Origin of the sequence: Streptomyces tyrfis (assembly GCF_037034285.1) — a bacterium.
Lineage (GTDB): Bacteria > Actinomycetota > Actinomycetes > Streptomycetales > Streptomycetaceae > Streptomyces.
On sequence record NZ_JBAGJZ010000021.1, the window covers coordinates 112,473 to 127,723 of the forward strand.

The 15,251-nt window shown below is 72.8% G+C and carries 11 protein-coding genes and 2 pseudogenes; 1 reads left to right on the forward strand and 12 read right to left on the reverse strand.

Annotated features, from left to right (window positions below; translation table 11 throughout):
* Nucleotides 1-119: 119 nt before the first annotated feature.
* Nucleotides 120-431, forward strand: coding sequence for a hypothetical protein (locus tag WA762_RS18150; protein WP_443080621.1), 312 nt, complete (start codon nucleotides 120-122; stop codon nucleotides 429-431).
* Between the two features lie 212 nt (nucleotides 432-643).
* Here WA762_RS18150 and WA762_RS18155 read toward each other — a convergent pair whose 3' ends face one another.
* From WA762_RS18155 to WA762_RS18210, 12 genes and pseudogenes are all read right to left on the reverse strand, one after another.
* Nucleotides 644-1,909, reverse strand: coding sequence for a cytochrome P450 (locus tag WA762_RS18155; protein ID WP_335936848.1), 1,266 nt, complete (start codon nucleotides 1,907-1,909; stop codon nucleotides 644-646).
* A gap of 193 nt (nucleotides 1,910-2,102) precedes the next feature.
* Nucleotides 2,103-2,822, reverse strand: coding sequence for a response regulator transcription factor (locus WA762_RS18160; RefSeq protein ID WP_335936849.1), 720 nt, complete (start codon nucleotides 2,820-2,822; stop codon nucleotides 2,103-2,105).
* Nucleotides 2,819-4,393 carry a sensor histidine kinase gene (locus WA762_RS18165; protein WP_335936850.1) on the reverse strand — a complete coding sequence of 525 codons (1,575 nt, stop codon included), beginning with the start codon at nucleotides 4,391-4,393 and terminating at the stop codon, nucleotides 2,819-2,821. Before WA762_RS18165 ends, WA762_RS18160 begins: the two co-directional genes overlap by 4 nt.
* A 371-nt stretch (nucleotides 4,394-4,764) precedes the next feature.
* Entirely contained in the window at nucleotides 4,765-5,640 is an 876-nt protein-coding gene (locus WA762_RS18170; protein WP_335936851.1) for an alpha/beta hydrolase family protein, read from the reverse strand.
* A 377-nt stretch (nucleotides 5,641-6,017) separates the two neighbouring features.
* A pseudogene (gene kynU / locus WA762_RS18175) lies at nucleotides 6,018-7,199 on the reverse strand (kynureninase); the annotation flags it as partial.
* Nucleotides 7,192-8,040, reverse strand: a complete 849-nt coding sequence (locus WA762_RS18180) for a tryptophan 2,3-dioxygenase family protein (RefSeq protein WP_335936852.1) — start codon at nucleotides 8,038-8,040, stop codon at nucleotides 7,192-7,194. The gene WA762_RS18180 and the pseudogene kynU, both read right to left, overlap by 8 nt.
* 307 nt (nucleotides 8,041-8,347) lie before the next feature.
* A complete protein-coding gene (locus WA762_RS18185) occupies nucleotides 8,348-8,761 on the reverse strand; it encodes a DUF3151 domain-containing protein (protein ID WP_335936853.1) in 414 nt (137 codons plus the stop codon).
* Nucleotides 8,762-9,339: 578 nt separating this feature from the next.
* Nucleotides 9,340-10,855 (reverse strand): annotated as a pseudogene (locus WA762_RS18190) (MFS transporter); the annotation flags it as partial.
* Nucleotides 10,856-11,135: 280 nt separating this feature from the next.
* A complete protein-coding gene (locus WA762_RS18195; RefSeq protein ID WP_335936855.1) occupies nucleotides 11,136-12,347 on the reverse strand; it encodes a MalY/PatB family protein in 1,212 nt (403 codons plus the stop codon).
* Nucleotides 12,348-12,564: 217 nt separating this feature from the next.
* Nucleotides 12,565-13,596: a class II fructose-bisphosphate aldolase gene (gene fbaA / locus WA762_RS18200; protein WP_335936856.1), complete on the reverse strand. Its 1,032-nt coding sequence runs from the start codon at nucleotides 13,594-13,596 to the stop codon at nucleotides 12,565-12,567.
* 261 nt (nucleotides 13,597-13,857) lie between these two features.
* Complete coding sequence (pyrE, locus tag WA762_RS18205; RefSeq protein ID WP_335936858.1) at nucleotides 13,858-14,397, reverse strand: orotate phosphoribosyltransferase; 540 nt, start codon at nucleotides 14,395-14,397, stop codon at nucleotides 13,858-13,860.
* 35 nt (nucleotides 14,398-14,432) lie between these two features.
* Nucleotides 14,433-15,233 (reverse strand): aldose epimerase family protein, encoded by an 801-nt coding sequence (locus WA762_RS18210; protein ID WP_335936859.1) that lies wholly within the window; start codon nucleotides 15,231-15,233, stop codon nucleotides 14,433-14,435.
* Between the last annotated feature and the right edge of the window lie 18 nt (nucleotides 15,234-15,251).

Consider the following 15,251-nt stretch of genomic DNA (forward strand, 5'->3'; position numbering starts at 1 on the left):
GCCCGGGCAACCCGGGCACCCGGCACCGAGCACCCGGCACCGAACACCCGACCGCAACCTTGCCGTGGCGCGACCGCGTCCCCCGGGTCATGGACAATCGGAAGGAAGCCATTCGCGGAGTGGCCGGATGTCTGGCCGCCGCTGTCGGCGGGGCCGCGGGGATGCTCGCTTGGGCCCCCTACGGTCGGCGAGGCATCTTCGGCGGCTTCGAAGGGGCGTCGGAGTGGAACGTGCTCTGGCTCGGGCTGCCGGTCATGGCGCTCGGCGGCGTCACCGCCGGGATCGCGCTCTTCGCCCTGGCGTGGGGAAGGTGGCGGACAGCTCTCGGGGCGGTGACACTCCTCGCTGCGCTCACCGCCTTTGGAGTGGCCTTCGACGTGCTGGCCGGCCCGCCGCCGAGCTGCGAGCCGAGTCCTGAATCGGGGTGCTGAATCGGGGGGCCGGCTTGGGGGCCTGGGGCCGGGCGCTGAGTCGGGGTGCGGGATTGAGGCGATGCCGGATTGAAGTGGTGGCGGATTGAGGGGGCGAATCGGGTTGGCGAGGGGAGTTGCCGAGTTGGGATGCGGTGCAGGGGCACTGAGCCGGGGGTGGCTGTCCCTCCCCTCTCCCGCTGTCCCTCCCCTCTCCCGCTTTCCCGCCTCGTCTACAGCTCGACGCGGAGTTCCTTCAGTCCTCGGATGACATAGCCCGGGTTCCATTCCGGTTCGGCCGCCAGCCGGAGGTTCGGGGCGCGGCGCAGCAGCTCGCCGAAGGAGGCGGCGAGTTCGACCCTGGCCAGTGGGGCGCCCAGGCAGAAGTGGATGCCGGCGCCGAAGGTGATGTGCGGATTCTCGCGGCGGGCCAGGTCCAGGACGTCCGGGTCCGTGAAGCGGGCGGGGTCGCGATTGGCGGAACCGAAGAGCAGGGCCACTTCGGAGCCACGAGGGATGACCGTGCCATCGATCTCGATGTCGTCAAGGACCCAGCGTTCGAACATCTGGAGGGGGGTGTCGTATCGCATCAGCTCCTCGATCGCCGTCGGCAGCAGCCCGGGGTCGGCGTGCAGGGCGGCGAGCTGTTCGGGGTGGCGCAGCAGCGTCCACCAGCCGTTCACCGTGGTGTTGACGGTCGCCTCGTGCCCCGCGTTGAGCAGCAGAACGCAGGTGGAGATCATCTCCTGTTCGCTCAGCCGCTCCCCGTCGTCGTGGGCGGCGATGAGCGCGGAGACGAGGTCCGTACCGGGATTCCTCCGCCGTTCCTTGATCAGCTCACGCAGGTACGCGGAGAATTCGAGCGAGGCGCGTACGGCGGCACGGGCCGTGTCGTCCGACGGGTTCAGCTCGAACATTCCGCAGATCGCCGCCGACCAGGGCCGCAGCGGGGCGCGGTCGGACTCCGGAATGCCGAGCATCTCCGCGATGACCGCCACGGGCAGCGGTTCCGCGACGGCCTTGAGCAGGTCGCCGCCGCCGGATTCGACGAACGAGTCGACGAGCTCGGCCGCGAGCCGCCGCACCGTGGGGACGAGTCGCTCGACCGTGCGCGGGGTGAACGCCTTGGAGACCAGGCGCCGGATCCGGGTGTGATCGGGCGCCTCCAGGTCGAGGAGTCCCTGACCGTTCAGGGTGTGGAAGGGCTCGTGCTCGGCGGGCGGCGGGGTGCGGCCGAACTCCTCGTGGGTGAAACGGTGCAGATAGGTACGGCCCAGGCGCCGGTCGCGCAGGAGGGCGGACACATCGGCGTAGTGCGGGACGAGCCACTGGTCGCTCGGCTCGAAGTAGTGCACCCGCCCGGCTGCCCGCAACCCGGCGTAAGCCGGATACGGATCGGCCACGAACGCCGGTGACCAGGGGTCGAAGGACGCGTGCGGTCCGGAGGGCTCGGACGCTCCGGCAGGAGCGTCGGCCGTGGGACGGGAGGAGGGGTACATATACGGACGCTAACCGGCCAAGGTCGTCGTCGACCAGCCCCCGTTCTCGATGGGCTGCCTCGTTCTCGGTGGGCTGCCCCGTTCTCGATGGGCTGCCTTCGGGCCAGTTCGGGCATGCTTCGGGTCGGCTTCGGGCCGGCCCCCGTTTCCGGTGGTTCGGATCCCGTCCCCGTTCCTTCCGCGTTCGGGCCGGTCAGGAGGGTGTGACCAGCCTGGCCTCGTACGCGAAGACGGCGGCCTGGGTGCGGTCGCGCAGGCCCAGTTTCACCAAGATGCGACTGACGTGCGTCTTGACGGTGGACTCGGCGACCACCAGGTACGAGGCGATCTCCGCGTTCGACCGGCCCTGGGCGATGAGGACGAGCACCTCCGTCTCGCGTTCCGTGAGGTCCCCGACCCGGGCGAGCGTGGGCGCGCGCGGGGTCTCGGCGAGCTTGGAGAACTCGTTGATCAGCCGCTTGGTCACGGCCGGTGCGAGCAGCGCCTCGCCGGCGGCCACCACCCTTACGCCCTCAGCCAGTTGGCGGGCCGAAGCGTCCTTGAGGAGGAAGCCGGACGCCCCCGCGCGCAGCGCCTGGTACACGTACTCGTCCAGGTCGAATGTGGTCAGTACCAGCACCTTGGCGTCCGCGTCGGCGGCGACGATCTCGCGGGTGGCCTCGATGCCGTTGAGCTCCGGCATCCGGATGTCCATCAGCACCACGTCGGGGCGCAGCGCCGCGACCCGCGCGATGGCCTGCCGCCCGTCGACCGCCTCGCCGACGACCTCGATTCCCGGCATGGCGTTGAGCAGGACCGAGAAGCCCTCGCGGACCATCATCTGGTCGTCCACGATCAGCACCCTGATGGGCGGGGCGGCAAAGGACGCGGCGGAGGAGGGGGAAGGGAAAGGAGAAGGGGAAAGGGAGGTCATGCCTGGTCCAATGTGTCCGTCGACTTCATCGTGTCCACCACGTCCATCCGCACTGTCCGCGCCGTCGGGGATGCCTGTAGCGGCTGTGCCGCCTGCGCGGCACCCTTCATGTCCCGGGTCCCCGCAGCATTGTCCGTACTCGTACTCGTACTCGTACTCGTGCCTGTGCCCGTACTCGTGCCTGTGCCCGTACTCGTTCCTGTGCCTGTGCCCGTACCGCTGGCAGAGCCTGTATCGGTCTCGGGGCACGTACTGGTCTCGGCCCCGGTGTCGGTGTCGGTTTCGAGGGGGACGGGGATGAACACGGCGATCTCGTAGCCGCCGTCGCCGGTCGCCCCGGCCGTCATCGTGCCGTTCAGCATCGCGACCCGTTCCCGCATCCCCGTGATCCCGTGCCCCGCGCCGGGCGAGGGCTTCACCGGAGCGTTCGGCGGCCCGTTCACCACGCGCAGCCCCAGCCCGCCCAGCACGTACCCGATCTCCACCTTGGCGGTGGCCCCCGGCGCGTGCCGCAGGGTGTTGCTGAGCGCCTCCTGGATGATCCGGTACGCCGAGAGCTCCACGCCCTGCGGAAGTTCGCGTATCGCACCGGTGACGGTCTTCTCGGCCTCCAGGCCCGCCTCGCGCACATTGTCGAGAAGCCCGTCGAGCTGGGCGAGAGTGGGTTGCGGAGCGTCCGGCATCTGCTGGTCGTCGGCCCGTACGACGCCGAGGACCCGGCGGAGTTCGGTGAGGGCCGAGACCGCGTTCTCCCGGATCGTGGCGAACGCCTGCTCCAGTTCGGGCGGCGGATTCTCCACCCGGTACGGGGCGGCCTCCGCCTGGATCGCGACGACCGACATGTGGTGGGCGACCACGTCGTGCAGTTCCCGGGCGATGGTGGTGCGTTCCTCCAGCAGGGTCCGCCGGTCGCGCTCGACGGCGGTCACGGTGCGCTGCACGGTGACCTCGCGTTCCGCGTCACGGCGGATCTGCACCACGGCGACCAGCAGCAGCGCGACGGCGGAGAAGACGGCGAAGGGGCCGGTGGTCGACCAGGGCTGCCCACCGCCGATGTTGTCCAGCACAGCGGCGAACAGGCCGGAGATCAGCCACATCCAGGCACCGGTACGGGGCCGGGTCCGGGCCGTGACCACCACCATCACCACCAGGTGCGAGACCAGGACGCTCGACGTCCAGGGCCAGGAGTCGCCGCCGACGGCCGCCGCGAACGGGGTGACCGCCAGTGAGGCCCAGAACGCCCCGACCGGCCGGACGAGCGTCATCAGCACCGTCGCCGCCGGAAGCAGCGCGGTCATGACGGTCTCCAGCACGAAGCGCGGTCCGGAGTGGTACACCGAGGAGAGGCCCACGACGGCCGCGAGGAACGCGGCCGCGCCGACCAGCGCGTGGGGTGTCCAGGCGATCCGTTCACGCGTCCGCTCCGGCAGCCGGCGGGTCAGCGCCCCGTCGGTGCGCATCCGCGCCAGCGGGCGGTAGGCGAAGGCGTCGCTGAGAAGGTCGTGCCGCAGGCCGCCCAACACCTTCGCGGCCAGCCTGAGCTCGGGGCTTCTGGTTCTGGTCTCGGTCACGTTTCCACGGTAGGGGCCGCTCCGGCCGGGGTCGTCAGCAGTGGTGCGGATCCTGAGCCGTCCGTCGCAAGTACTACGGGCCCACTGCGCGGCCGACACGCACGGGCGGACGCGGGCGGACGCGGGCGGACGCGGGCGGACGCGGGCGGACGCGGGCGGACGCGGGCGGACGCGGGCGGACGCGGGCGGACGCGGGCGGACGCGGGCGGACGCGGGCGGACGCGATTCTGACGAGCGGGCGCGACGCCGACGGCGCGCATCCGGCCGGCGGTCGGCCGCGCGGGGCCGCCAGGCACGTCACCCCTGGACCGTCGGACGCCCCCGGACCGTCGGGTCCACCAGGCCAGTCGGACGACCCCGGACCGTCGGGCTCACCAGGCCAGTTGGGCGATCTCCTCCGCCACCACCGCGCACGCGCCGCTCGCCGGGTCGATCAGCGGGAAGTGGCCGACCCCGGGCAGCAGGGTGAGTCCCACCGTCTCCCCCGCCCGCGCCGCCGCGTCGACGAACGCCTCCGAGACGGGCTGCGGCACGTCGATGTCCTCGGTGCCCTGCACCACGACCGTCGCGATGCCGGTGGGCAGCAGCACTGCCGGGTCGGCGTGACGGGCGCGTTCCGCGAAGTTCTCCTGACCGCCGAGGAGTTGACCGACCGCTCCCGAGCACACGTTCAGCTCTACCGCCGTGGTGAAGTCCGCGATCGGGGCGAGCGCGACGACGCCCCGCAGCGGCGGCGGCGCGGGCAGCCGCCACGGCGAGCCGGCGGGCAGTACGTGCCGGGCGGCGGCCCACAGGGCGAGCTGCCCGCCCGCCGAGTGCCCGGTCACAACGATCCGCCGGGCGTCGGCCTCCGGGAGTTCGCGCATCAGCAGGGCGGGCAGGGCGTCCATCGCCGCGGCGACGTCGTCGAACGTCTCCGGCCAGCGGCCCGCGACCGGTTCGGAGTCCCGCTGCCCCGGGACATCGCCGCCGCACCGGTACTCGACGTTGGCCACGGCGAATCCGCGCCGGGCCAGGAAGTCCGCGAACGGCGAGACATGCCGCCGGTCGTACGGCGCCCGCCAGGCCCCGCCGTGCAGGACGACCACGACCGGCGCGCCGGGCCGGCCGTTCCGGGGGGCGTAGAAGTCGATCAGCTGGTCGGGGTGGTCCCCGTAGGCGGCGGACGCGTCGGGGGCGACCGGTGGATGGGAGAACGCCGACTCGGTCTCGGCCGCGTTCCGATCACGCGCGGCAGAATCCAACATCGCGGCAGAATCCGACATGCTGCTCCAACCCGTCCTGTCCTGTCCGTTCCCACAGCCCGCCGCGTCGGCAACCCCCGCCGGAGCCCCCGTCGGCCCGCCTGCGCGGCGGGCCGACGGACCGTCAAGCCGACATGATGTCAGGCCAACTGGCCTGACCTGCGGGGACGGTACCAGTACGAACGGCCCCGCCCCTCACGGGCGGATCAGGACGGCGCCCGGCGATGTGCCCGTCCGCCGGGAAGAGCGGATCAGCGAGCCGTTTCGGCGCCGGACGGCGCTCCCGGAACCCCGTCGAGCACCTCGCCGGACGGCGCTCCCGGAACCCCGGCCGGCACCTCGTCGGACGGCGACCCGGGAACCCCGCCGGGCACCTCGCGGAGCACCTCCCCCAGCACCCGCGCCGCCCGTTCCACGTCCGCGAACCCCACGTACAGCGGGGTGAACCCGAACCGCAGCACGTCCGGCCGCCGCAGGTCACCGACCACGCCCCGCTCGATGAGGGCGCTCATCACCGCGTCCGCGTCCGCGCACCGCAGCGCGACCTGGCTGCCGCGTTCCGCGTGCGCGGCCGGGGTGAGGGAGGCGACCCGGCCCTCGGGCGCGTACGCGTCGACGCACTCCAGGAAGAAGTCCGTCAGCGCGAGGGACTTGGCCCGCACCGCCTCGATCGACACCCCGTCCCACACGTCCAACGACGCCTCCAGCGCCAGCATGGAGAGGATGTCGGGGGTGCCGACCCGGCCCCGTACGGCGCCGTCCGCCGGCGCGTATCCGGGCGTCATCCCGAACGGGTCGGCGTGCGACGTCCACCCCGGCAGCGGCGAGTCGAAGTCCGCCTGGTGGCGCTCGGCGACGTACAGGTAGGCGGGCGAACCCGGGCCGCCGTTCAGGTACTTGTACGTGCAGCCGAACGCCAGGTCCACGCCGTGCGCGTCGAGCCCCACCGGCAGGGCGCCCGCGCTGTGGCACAGGTCCCAGACGGCGAGGGCGCCCGCCGCGTGCACGGCGGCGGTGAGCCCGGGCAGGTCGTGGAGCCTGCCGGTGCGGTAGTCGACGTGGTTGAGCAGGACGGCCGCGGTACGGGGGCCGAGGGCGTCCGGCGCCTCGGCGGGGGCGACGGGGACGAGCCGGTGACCGGTCATCCGGGCCGCGGACCCGGCGATGTACCCGTCCGTCGGGAACGTCGTGGCGTCGACGAGGATCTCGTCCCGCCCCTCGGGCGCCAGCCGGGTGGCGGCGACGAGGGCCTTGAAGACGTTCACGCTGGTGGAGTCACCGACGACGATCTGTCCGGCGGCGGCCCCGACCAGCGGGGCGATCCGGTCGCCGATCCGCTCGGGCGCGGTCCACCAGCCGCTCTCGTCCCAGGACCGGATGCGCAGCCGGCCCCATTCACGGGTGATCACCTCCCGCAGCCGGTCGGGTACGTGGGCGGGCAGCGCGCCGAGCGAGTTGCCGTCCAGATAGACGGTGTCGTCGAGGGCGAACAGCTCACGCCGGCCGGCGAGCCGGTCGGCGGCGTCGAGCGCGGCGGCCCGCGCGGCGAGGGTCTCAGACATGGCTGCGCGCGCTCCACAACTCGGGGAAGACGTTCTTGGCGGCCCGCTTCTCCAGCCACGCGACCCCGGCGGAGCCGCCCGTACCGGTCTTCGAGCCCATCGCGCGGCGGGTGGCGACCAGGTGGTCGTTGCGCCAGCGCCACACCAGTTCGCCGACGTCGGTCAGCGCCTCGCCCAGCCGGACCAGCTCGTCGTTCTGGTCGGGGGCGGCGTAGATCTCCGCCCACACGGCCTCGACCTCGGGGGACGGCTCGTACCGCTGCGTGAGGTCGCGGCCGAGCACGGACTGCGGTACGGCGTGGCCGCGCCGGGCGAGCAGGGCGAGCGTCTCGTCGTACAGACTCGGCTCGCCCAGGGCCTTCTCCAGTTCGGCGTGGACGCGGGGCGCGCCCCGGTGCGGCACCAGCATGGACGCGGACTTCTCGCCGAGCAGGAACTCCATCCGCCGGTACATCGCGGACTGGAAACCGGAACCCTCGCCCAGGGCGCCCCGGTAGGAGTTGAACTGGGCGGGGGTGAGCTGGGCCAGTGGCGTCCAGGAGGCGTTGAGCGCCTCCAGCTCCCGCACGGACCTCTTGAGCGCGTCGCGCGCGACCGTCAGCCGGTCCTCGCGCAGGGCGTGCGCGGCGGTCTCCCACTCGTGCACGATGACGGTGAACCACAACTCCATGACCTGGGTGGTGACCAGGAAGACCATCTCGCCCGGGTCGTCGGAGAGAGGGTGCTGGAGGTGGGTCAGGACATCCGCCTGGACGTAGTCCTCGTACGGAGTCGTTCCCTCGAAGTCGAGATGCGGGGTCTCCGCACCGGTGGCTTCGGGGTCGGGGTGGATCGTCGACATTTCTGTCTCCTCGACACGAGCTTCCGGGTAGCGGTCCGCCCCTTCCGTGAGGTGGTGGAGCTCCGGTCCCCTGTCGGCATCCTAAACGGAGGCCCCGCGGACACGCAGGCCCCGCGGAGGACGATCCTCCGCGGGGCCTGGAGCGCGTCGTGGACGCCCGGGACGCCGTTCAGGGCGCGTGCGTGCGTGCCCCTGAAGTGCGCCCGGGGCGGGCCCGACGAGGCGTCGCAGCTGTCGACGCGCGCCCGCCGGGGACGACGGGACAGCCCTCGGCCGAGGGGACGGCCCCCGGCCGAGGGGACGGCCCTCAGCCGAGGGTGTCGGCGGCCGTGGGCGAGGAGTCGCGCAGGAACGTCGTGCAGCGCTCGTACTCCTCCTGCTCCCCGATCGCCCCGGCGGCCCGCGCCAGCGCGTGCAGGGCACGCAGGAAGCCCCGGTTCGGCTCGTGCTCGAACGGCACGGGGCCGTGGCCCTTCCAGCCGGCCCGGCGCAGCGCGTCGAGGCCGCGGTGGTAGCCGGTGCGGGCGTAGGCGTACGACTCGACGACGCGGCCACCCTCGAACGCCTCGTCGGCGAGCTGCGCCCAGGCCAGGGAGGAGGCCGGGTACTTCGCGGCGACGTCGGCGGGGGCCGTGCCGCTCGCGAGCAGTTCGCGCGGCTCGGGGTCGTCTGGCAGGCGGGTCGGGGGCGGTCCCCCGAGCAGGTTCTCGTGGATCGACATGGGTTCAAGTGTGCCTGGCACATGCACGCCCCGGGTACCCCGGGCGCGCGGCGCCGAGACCGTTCACGCCGGTGCGCGGCGACTCCCGGTCGCGACGGTTCACACCGAGTGCCGGCCGTTCCGCCGGGCGGACGAACCACGCCCTGCGGCGGAGCCTCGGACGGCCCCAGGAGCGCCCCAGGACCGCCCCTTCTGCGGCCCCGAGACGGCCGCAGAGCCGCCTCGGGGCTCCCAGGTCACGGTCCGCGAGCGGCCCCCGAGCCCCCGGCCCCCGCCCCTCCGGCCCCGGCCCCCCGAGCCCCCGGCCCCCGCCCCTCCGGCCCCGGCCCCCGAGCCCCCGAGCCCCCGGGTCCCGGCTGCCGGCTCCCGCGTCCCGGGTCAGTCCGCGACGGGAGGGCCCGGGCTCCCCGGGCCGTCCTCCCCCTCATCAGGCGCGGCCTCCGAGGACCGGCCGGACCCCGCCACCGGACCGGCTCCCGGAGACGGACCGGTCTGCGCAGACGGACCCGTCCCCGGGGACGGACCGGCCTCCGGAGACGAGTCGGTCTCCGAGAACGGGGCGGGCTCCAGAGGCGGCGCGGGCTCCAGAGGCGGCGCGACGACGCCGCAGTTCACCGTGCACTCGGGCCGTTCGCCCCGCCGCGCGCCCGGCTTCTCCGCCGCCGGCGCCCGCGGCGGGTTCCGTACGGTCGCCCAGGCGACCAGCGAGCCCAGCACGAGCGCCCCGGCGCACATCGGCATGGCCCGCCGGAACGCCGACGCGAAATCCCCGGCGTTCCGGTACGTCTCCGGCCCCATCCCCGCGAGCAGCGGCAGCGCGGCCACCGCGATCAGCCCGGCGGCGCGGGCGGCCGCGTTGTTGATCCCGCTGGCGAGACCGGCCCGCGCGGTGTCCACCGAGGCCAGGACCGTCGCGGTGAGCGGCGCCACCAGGGTGACCATGCCGACGCCGAGCACGGCGACGGCCGGAAGCACGCCCGTGAGGTAGGCGGAGACGGAGTGCGCGCCGGGCCCGACCCGCAGCATCAGCAGCATCCCGGCGGCGGCGACCAGCGGCCCGAGGGTGAGCGGGAGGCGCGGCCCGATCCGCTGCCCCAGCTCGCCCGAGGAAGCGGAGAAGAACAGCATCAGCAGGGTCGTGGGCAGCAGGGCCGCACCCGCGCCCAGGGCCGAGTACCCGGCCACGACCTGGAGCTGGATCGCGGCGAGGAAGAAGAAACCGCCGAGCGCCGCGTACACGCAGAGGGTGATGACGTTGACCGCGGTGAACTGCCGGGACGCGAACACCGACGGCGGCAGCATCGGCTCCCGCAGCCGGCGTTCCACCCGTACGAACACGGCCCCGAGCACGACCCCGGCAGCGGCCGTCCCGATCACCGCGCCGGACGCGCCCTGGCCCGCCGCCTCGATCAGCGCGTAGGTGACCAGGGCCAGGGCGAGCGCGGCGAGCACCGCGCCAGTGACGTCGAAGCGCCCGCGCGCCTTCGGGTCGCGGGACTCCGGCACGTGACGCAGCGCGACCGGCGCGCAGATCGCGGCGATCGGCACATTGAGCAGGAACACCCACCGCCAGCCGGGCCCGTCGACCAGCCAGCCGCCGACGAACGGCCCGACGGCGGCGCCGATGCCGCCGAACCCCGACCACAGCCCGACCGCGCGGGCCCGGTCGTCGGGGTGGAAGCTCGCCTGGATCAGCGCCAGCGAGCCGGGCGTGAGCAGCGCCCCGCCGATGCCCTGAAGGGCGCGGGCGACGATCAGGACGGCGGCGTTCGGCGCGATCCCGCACATCACGGACGCGGCGGCGAACCAGGCGACGCCGATGACGAAGACCCGCCGCCGCCCGAACCGGTCGCCGAGGGCTCCTCCGAGGAGGATCAGCCCGGCGAGCGTCAGCATGTAGGCGTTGACGGTCCATTGCAGGGCGGCCAGGTCGGCTCCGAGGTCCTTGCCGATGCGGGGCAGGGCGACATTGACGACGGTGGAGTCCAGCAGGGCCATGGTGGAGCCGAGCACGGTGGTGAGGACGACCCACCGCCCCTTGGTGGAGGCGACGCGGATGGCTCCCGTCGCCGCGTCAGGCACAGGCACAGGCATACGAGCAGCATCCCCGCTGCGGCGCACGGCAGCCATCGGGCCGCCCGGGCCCGACGCTCGTCGGCCGCCCGGGAACCCGTCGGGTTGCCCGGAGCCGGACCAGCCGCCGTGAGCCACCGGGCCACGCGGCGGCCACTCGGTCCGCCCGGGAGCCGCCAGGCCGCCCCAGGCCCGACGCCCCCGTCCCACTACCGCTCGTCCCACTACCGCCCGTGCCAGTACCGCCCGTGCCAGCACGCACCTGTCCCGGCAGACACCCGTCCCGGCCGGCGGCCCGGCCCTACGACGCGGCGCCCGCCACGGCCCGTACGCCGCGGATCAGGGCCTCGACCCCGGCCTCCACCTTGGACCGCGGGCATCCGACGTTCAGCCGCACGAAGCCCGGCGCCCCGTACACCGTCCCCGGCATCACCGCGACCTTCTCACGTTCGACCAGCACCCGCTGCAACGCCTCGTCGACATCGACACCGTTGACACCGGCGAGGCCGGCCGGCCGCAGGTCGATCCACGCCAGGTAACCGGCCTGCGGCGGCTCCCAGCCCAACTCCGGGAACGCCTCGTTCAGCCGTTCCGCCACCAGCTCCAGGTTTCCGCCCACATAGGCGCGGACCGCGTCCAGCCAGTCCCCGCCCTCCCGGTACGCCGCGATGTGCGCGGTCAGCGACAGCACCGCCGGGGAGGCCAGCCCCTCCGCCGTCTCCATCCGGCGCAGGAACTCCGCCCGGTCGGCCGGGTCGCCGATCAGGCCGTACGAACCGGTCAGCGCCGGGAAATTGAACGCCTTCGAGGCGGACGAGAGCACCGCCCAGCGCCCCTCACCCGCGACCCGCGTCCACGGCACGTGCACTCGCCCCGGGTGCACGAAGTCGGCGTGTATCTCGTCGCTGACCACCGCGACCCCGTGCCGCGCGGCGAGCGACGCCATCGCGCCCAGCTCGTCCCGCGTCCACACCCGCCCGGTCGGGTTGTGCGGCGAGCACACCACCAGGACCTTGCTGTCGGCACGGGCGAGTTCACGTTCCAGCGCCTCGGCGTCCCCCACCGGAACGCCCCGCAGTTCGCGCCCGAGCCCGGTGATGGCCTTGCGGAAGCCGTCGTACACGGGAGTGTGGACGACGACGCCCTCCCCCTCGGCCGTCCACATCTGGAGCAGCTGGGAGAGCTGGCTGAGCACGGACGGCCCGTAGACGAGCTGCTCGGTGTCGATCCGGGTGCCGTGCCGGGTCTCGTACCAGTGGGCTATCGCCGAGCGGAAGTCGTCCTGCCGCCAGGTGGTGTACCCGAAGACCCCGTGGTCGAGCCGGGACCGCAGCGCCCTCAGCACCTGCGGGGCGGTCTCGAAGTCCATGTCGGAGATGGTGAAGGGCAGCAGCCCGTCCGCCCCGAACCGGTCCGCGACCCCGTCCCACTGGACGCACCAGGTGCCCCGGCGGTCGATGACGGTGTCGAAGTCGTAGCGTGCGCCCGCGCCGGCATCCACAACGATCCTCATGCCTTCCCTCGGGGACGGTGTCCCGGAGTTTCTTGTCTCGGACATGCCTGGGGCCCGGCCCCCGAATGGTTCCGGGGTGCCGGGCCCCAGGCCCTGCGTCGTACCGGCTGTCGCCTCCGGCCGCGCCGGTGGGGCCACGACCTCCGCTGGTGCCGGTGGAGCCGCTTCCCTCCGCTGGTGCCGGCGGAGCCGCGTCCCTCCGTCCGCGCCGGTGGAACTACTTCAGCCTGGTGCCGGTGGAGCGCAGGTTGGCGCACGCCTCCGTCACACGCTTGGCCATGCCCGCCTCGGCGGACTTGCCCCAGCTGCGCGGGTCGTAGACCTTCTTGTTGCCGACCTCGCCGTCGACCTTCAGCACGCCGTCGTAGTTGCGGAACATGTGGTCCGCGATCGGCCGGCTGAAGGCGTACTGGGTGTCGGTGTCGAGGTTCATCTTCACGACGCCGTTGTCCAGCGCGGTGGCGATCTCCTGCTCGGTGGAGCCGGAACCGCCGTGGAAGACGAAGTCGAACGGGTGGCTGCCGGCGGGCTTGCCGTACTTGGCGGCCACGCCCTCCTGGAGGTCCTTCAGCAGCTCGGGGCGGAGCACGACGTTCCCCGGCTTGTAGACGCCGTGCACGTTGCCGAAGGAGGCGGCCAGCAGGTAGCGGCCCTTCTCGCCCAGGCCGAGCGCCTCGGCGGTGCGCAGCGCGTCGTCGACGGTCGTGTACAGCTCGTCGTTGATCTCGTGCGAGACGCCGTCCTCCTCGCCGCCGGTCGGGGTGATCTCGACCTCAAGGATGATCTTGGCGGCGGCGGCCTTGGCCAGCAGTTCCTGACCGATGGCCAGGTTGTCGGCGAGGGTCTCGGCCGAGCCGTCCCACATGTGGGACTGGAACAGCGGGTTCTGCCCCTTGGCGACGCGCTCGGCGGAGATGTCGAGCAGCGGGCGGACATAGCCGTCCAGCTTGTCCTTCGGGCAGTGGTCGGTGTGCAGGGCGACCTGGATGTCGTACTTGGCGGCGACGACGTGCGCGAACTCGGCCAGGGCGACGGCCCCGGTGACCATGTCCTTGTTGTACTGGCCGCCCAGGAACTCGGCGCCGCCGGTGGAGATCTGGACGATGCCGTCGCTCTCAGCCTCGGCGAAGCCACGCAGTGCGGCGTGCAGGGTCTGGGTCGATGTCACATTGATGGCCGGGTAGGCGAACTTGCCTGCCTTCGCCCGGTCGAGCATCTCGGCGTAGACCTCGGGGGTTGCGATGGGCATCTGTCCGCTCCTTGGATATGCGGGTGTGCGTTGCTGGTCCCTGACCTGGGGGCGACATCATCGTCGTCCCCATCTTCCCAGACTCCCGTCGCGACTCCACCCGGCCCGCTGGCCCACCGTCCCGCCGGACGGACCGGGGCATGCGTCAGGGGTGGGCCGTTTCACGTGAAACAGCCCACCCCTGACGGAAACCCCAGGTCAGACCCGATGCCAGGTCAGACTGGCGGTCAGGCCGAACTCGCGGTCAGGCCAGACTCGCGGTCAGGCCAGACCGAGGTCGGCCACCGAGTACACGTGCAGGTACGGCAGACCGGCCTCGGCGATCGCCGAGGCCGCGCCCCGCTCCACGATCACGGCGACGGCGACGACCTCGCCCCCGGCCTCGCGCACCGCCTCGACGGCCGTCAACGGCGAACCGCCCGTGGTCGACGTGTCCTCGACGACCAGACAGCGGCGGCCCTTCACGTCCGTGCCCTCGATGCGGCGCTGCATCCCGTGCGTCTTCTGCGCCTTGCGCACGACGAACGCGTCCAGTTCCTGTCCGCGCGCGGCGGCGGCGTGCAGCATCGACGTGGCGACGGGGTCGGCGCCCAGCGTCAGCCCACCCACGCAGTCGTAGTCCAGCTCGGCGGTGGCGTCGAGCATGACCTGCCCCACCATCGGGGCGGCCTTGCCGTCCAGCGTGATACGGCGAAGGTCGATGTACCAGTCGGCCTCAAGACCCGAGGAGAGGGTCACTCTGCCGTGCACCACGGCCTTGTCCTTGATCTGCTGGAGCAGCTCAGCACGTACGTCAGTCATGGCTACGAGCTTAAGGCGCGGCGCCGCGACCGGGTTCAGAGCCTGCGCCAGGTCCAGGTGGTCGCGATCTCCAGCGGGTCGATCGGGGTCACGTACCGGGGCATGGTGTTCAACCCGTTCGGCGGGCCGGACTGGGGCTCCACGCAGACCGCCTCCGCCTGCTCGTCGTAGATCACGACCCACTCGGCCCGGCTCGTCACGGTCAGCTCCAGTTGCTCCGGCCAGGTGAGCGTCACATCGACGCCGTCCGGCATCCCGAAGCAGTCGTCCCACGGGCCGGGCAGGGGCGGGATGCGTCGACCGGTCGGCAGATGGTCCTCGCCCCGCTCCTCCTGCCAGGCGGCGTCGAAGGCCACCTGAACGTCCTTGCCCCCGCCGCCGAGGTTGCGCAGGAACCAGGGGTGCCAGCCGGCCTGAGCCGGGAAGGAGTTCTCGTACGTCTCGACGCCGAAGGCGAGCACGAGCGAGTCCTCGGACAGCTCGAAGGTCTGGGTCACCCGGCCCGGATACGGCCAGGGATCGCCGAGGTCGTAGTAGAACGCGGCGTCCCGCTCGCCCACTCGGGCGGTGCTCCAGGCGGTGTCCCTGCCGGTTCCGTGGATGGCGTGCGGCGGAGCGTTCAGCGGCAACCGGTGCGGGACGTCGCCGTTGCGGAAGAGCCCGTGCCCGGTGCGTCCGCACCACGGCACCATCGGGAAGCAGCCGTACCGCTCCCCCTGCCGCAGCAGTTCGGTGCCACCGATCCGCAGACTGCTGATACGACAGCCGTTGGCGGGGTTCACGGTCAACTCTGCGTCGCCGACGGACAGCCGGACGTCCTTCTCGCTGCTACTCACCCGCCCGACATTACTGGC

What these genes read in the sequence shown, in the direction of transcription:
- WA762_RS18155 (WP_335936848.1), bottom strand. Translation starts at nt 1,909, where the DNA reads ATGTACCCCTCCTCCCGTCCCACGGCCGACGCTCCTGCCGGAGCGTCC.
- WA762_RS18160 (WP_335936849.1), bottom strand. Translation starts at nt 2,822, where the DNA reads ATGACCTCCCTTTCCCCTTCTCCTTTCCCTTCCCCCTCCTCCGCCGCG.
- WA762_RS18170 (WP_335936851.1), bottom strand. Translation starts at nt 5,640, where the DNA reads ATGTTGGATTCTGCCGCGCGTGATCGGAACGCGGCCGAGACCGAGTCG.
- WA762_RS18180 (WP_335936852.1), bottom strand. Translation starts at nt 8,040, where the DNA reads ATGTCGACGATCCACCCCGACCCCGAAGCCACCGGTGCGGAGACCCCG.
- WA762_RS18185 (WP_335936853.1), bottom strand. Translation starts at nt 8,761, where the DNA reads ATGTCGATCCACGAGAACCTGCTCGGGGGACCGCCCCCGACCCGCCTG.
- WA762_RS18195 (WP_335936855.1), bottom strand. Translation starts at nt 12,347, where the DNA reads ATGAGGATCGTTGTGGATGCCGGCGCGGGCGCACGCTACGACTTCGAC.
- fbaA (WP_335936856.1), bottom strand. Translation starts at nt 13,596, where the DNA reads ATGCCCATCGCAACCCCCGAGGTCTACGCCGAGATGCTCGACCGGGCG.
- pyrE (WP_335936858.1), bottom strand. Translation starts at nt 14,397, where the DNA reads ATGACTGACGTACGTGCTGAGCTGCTCCAGCAGATCAAGGACAAGGCC.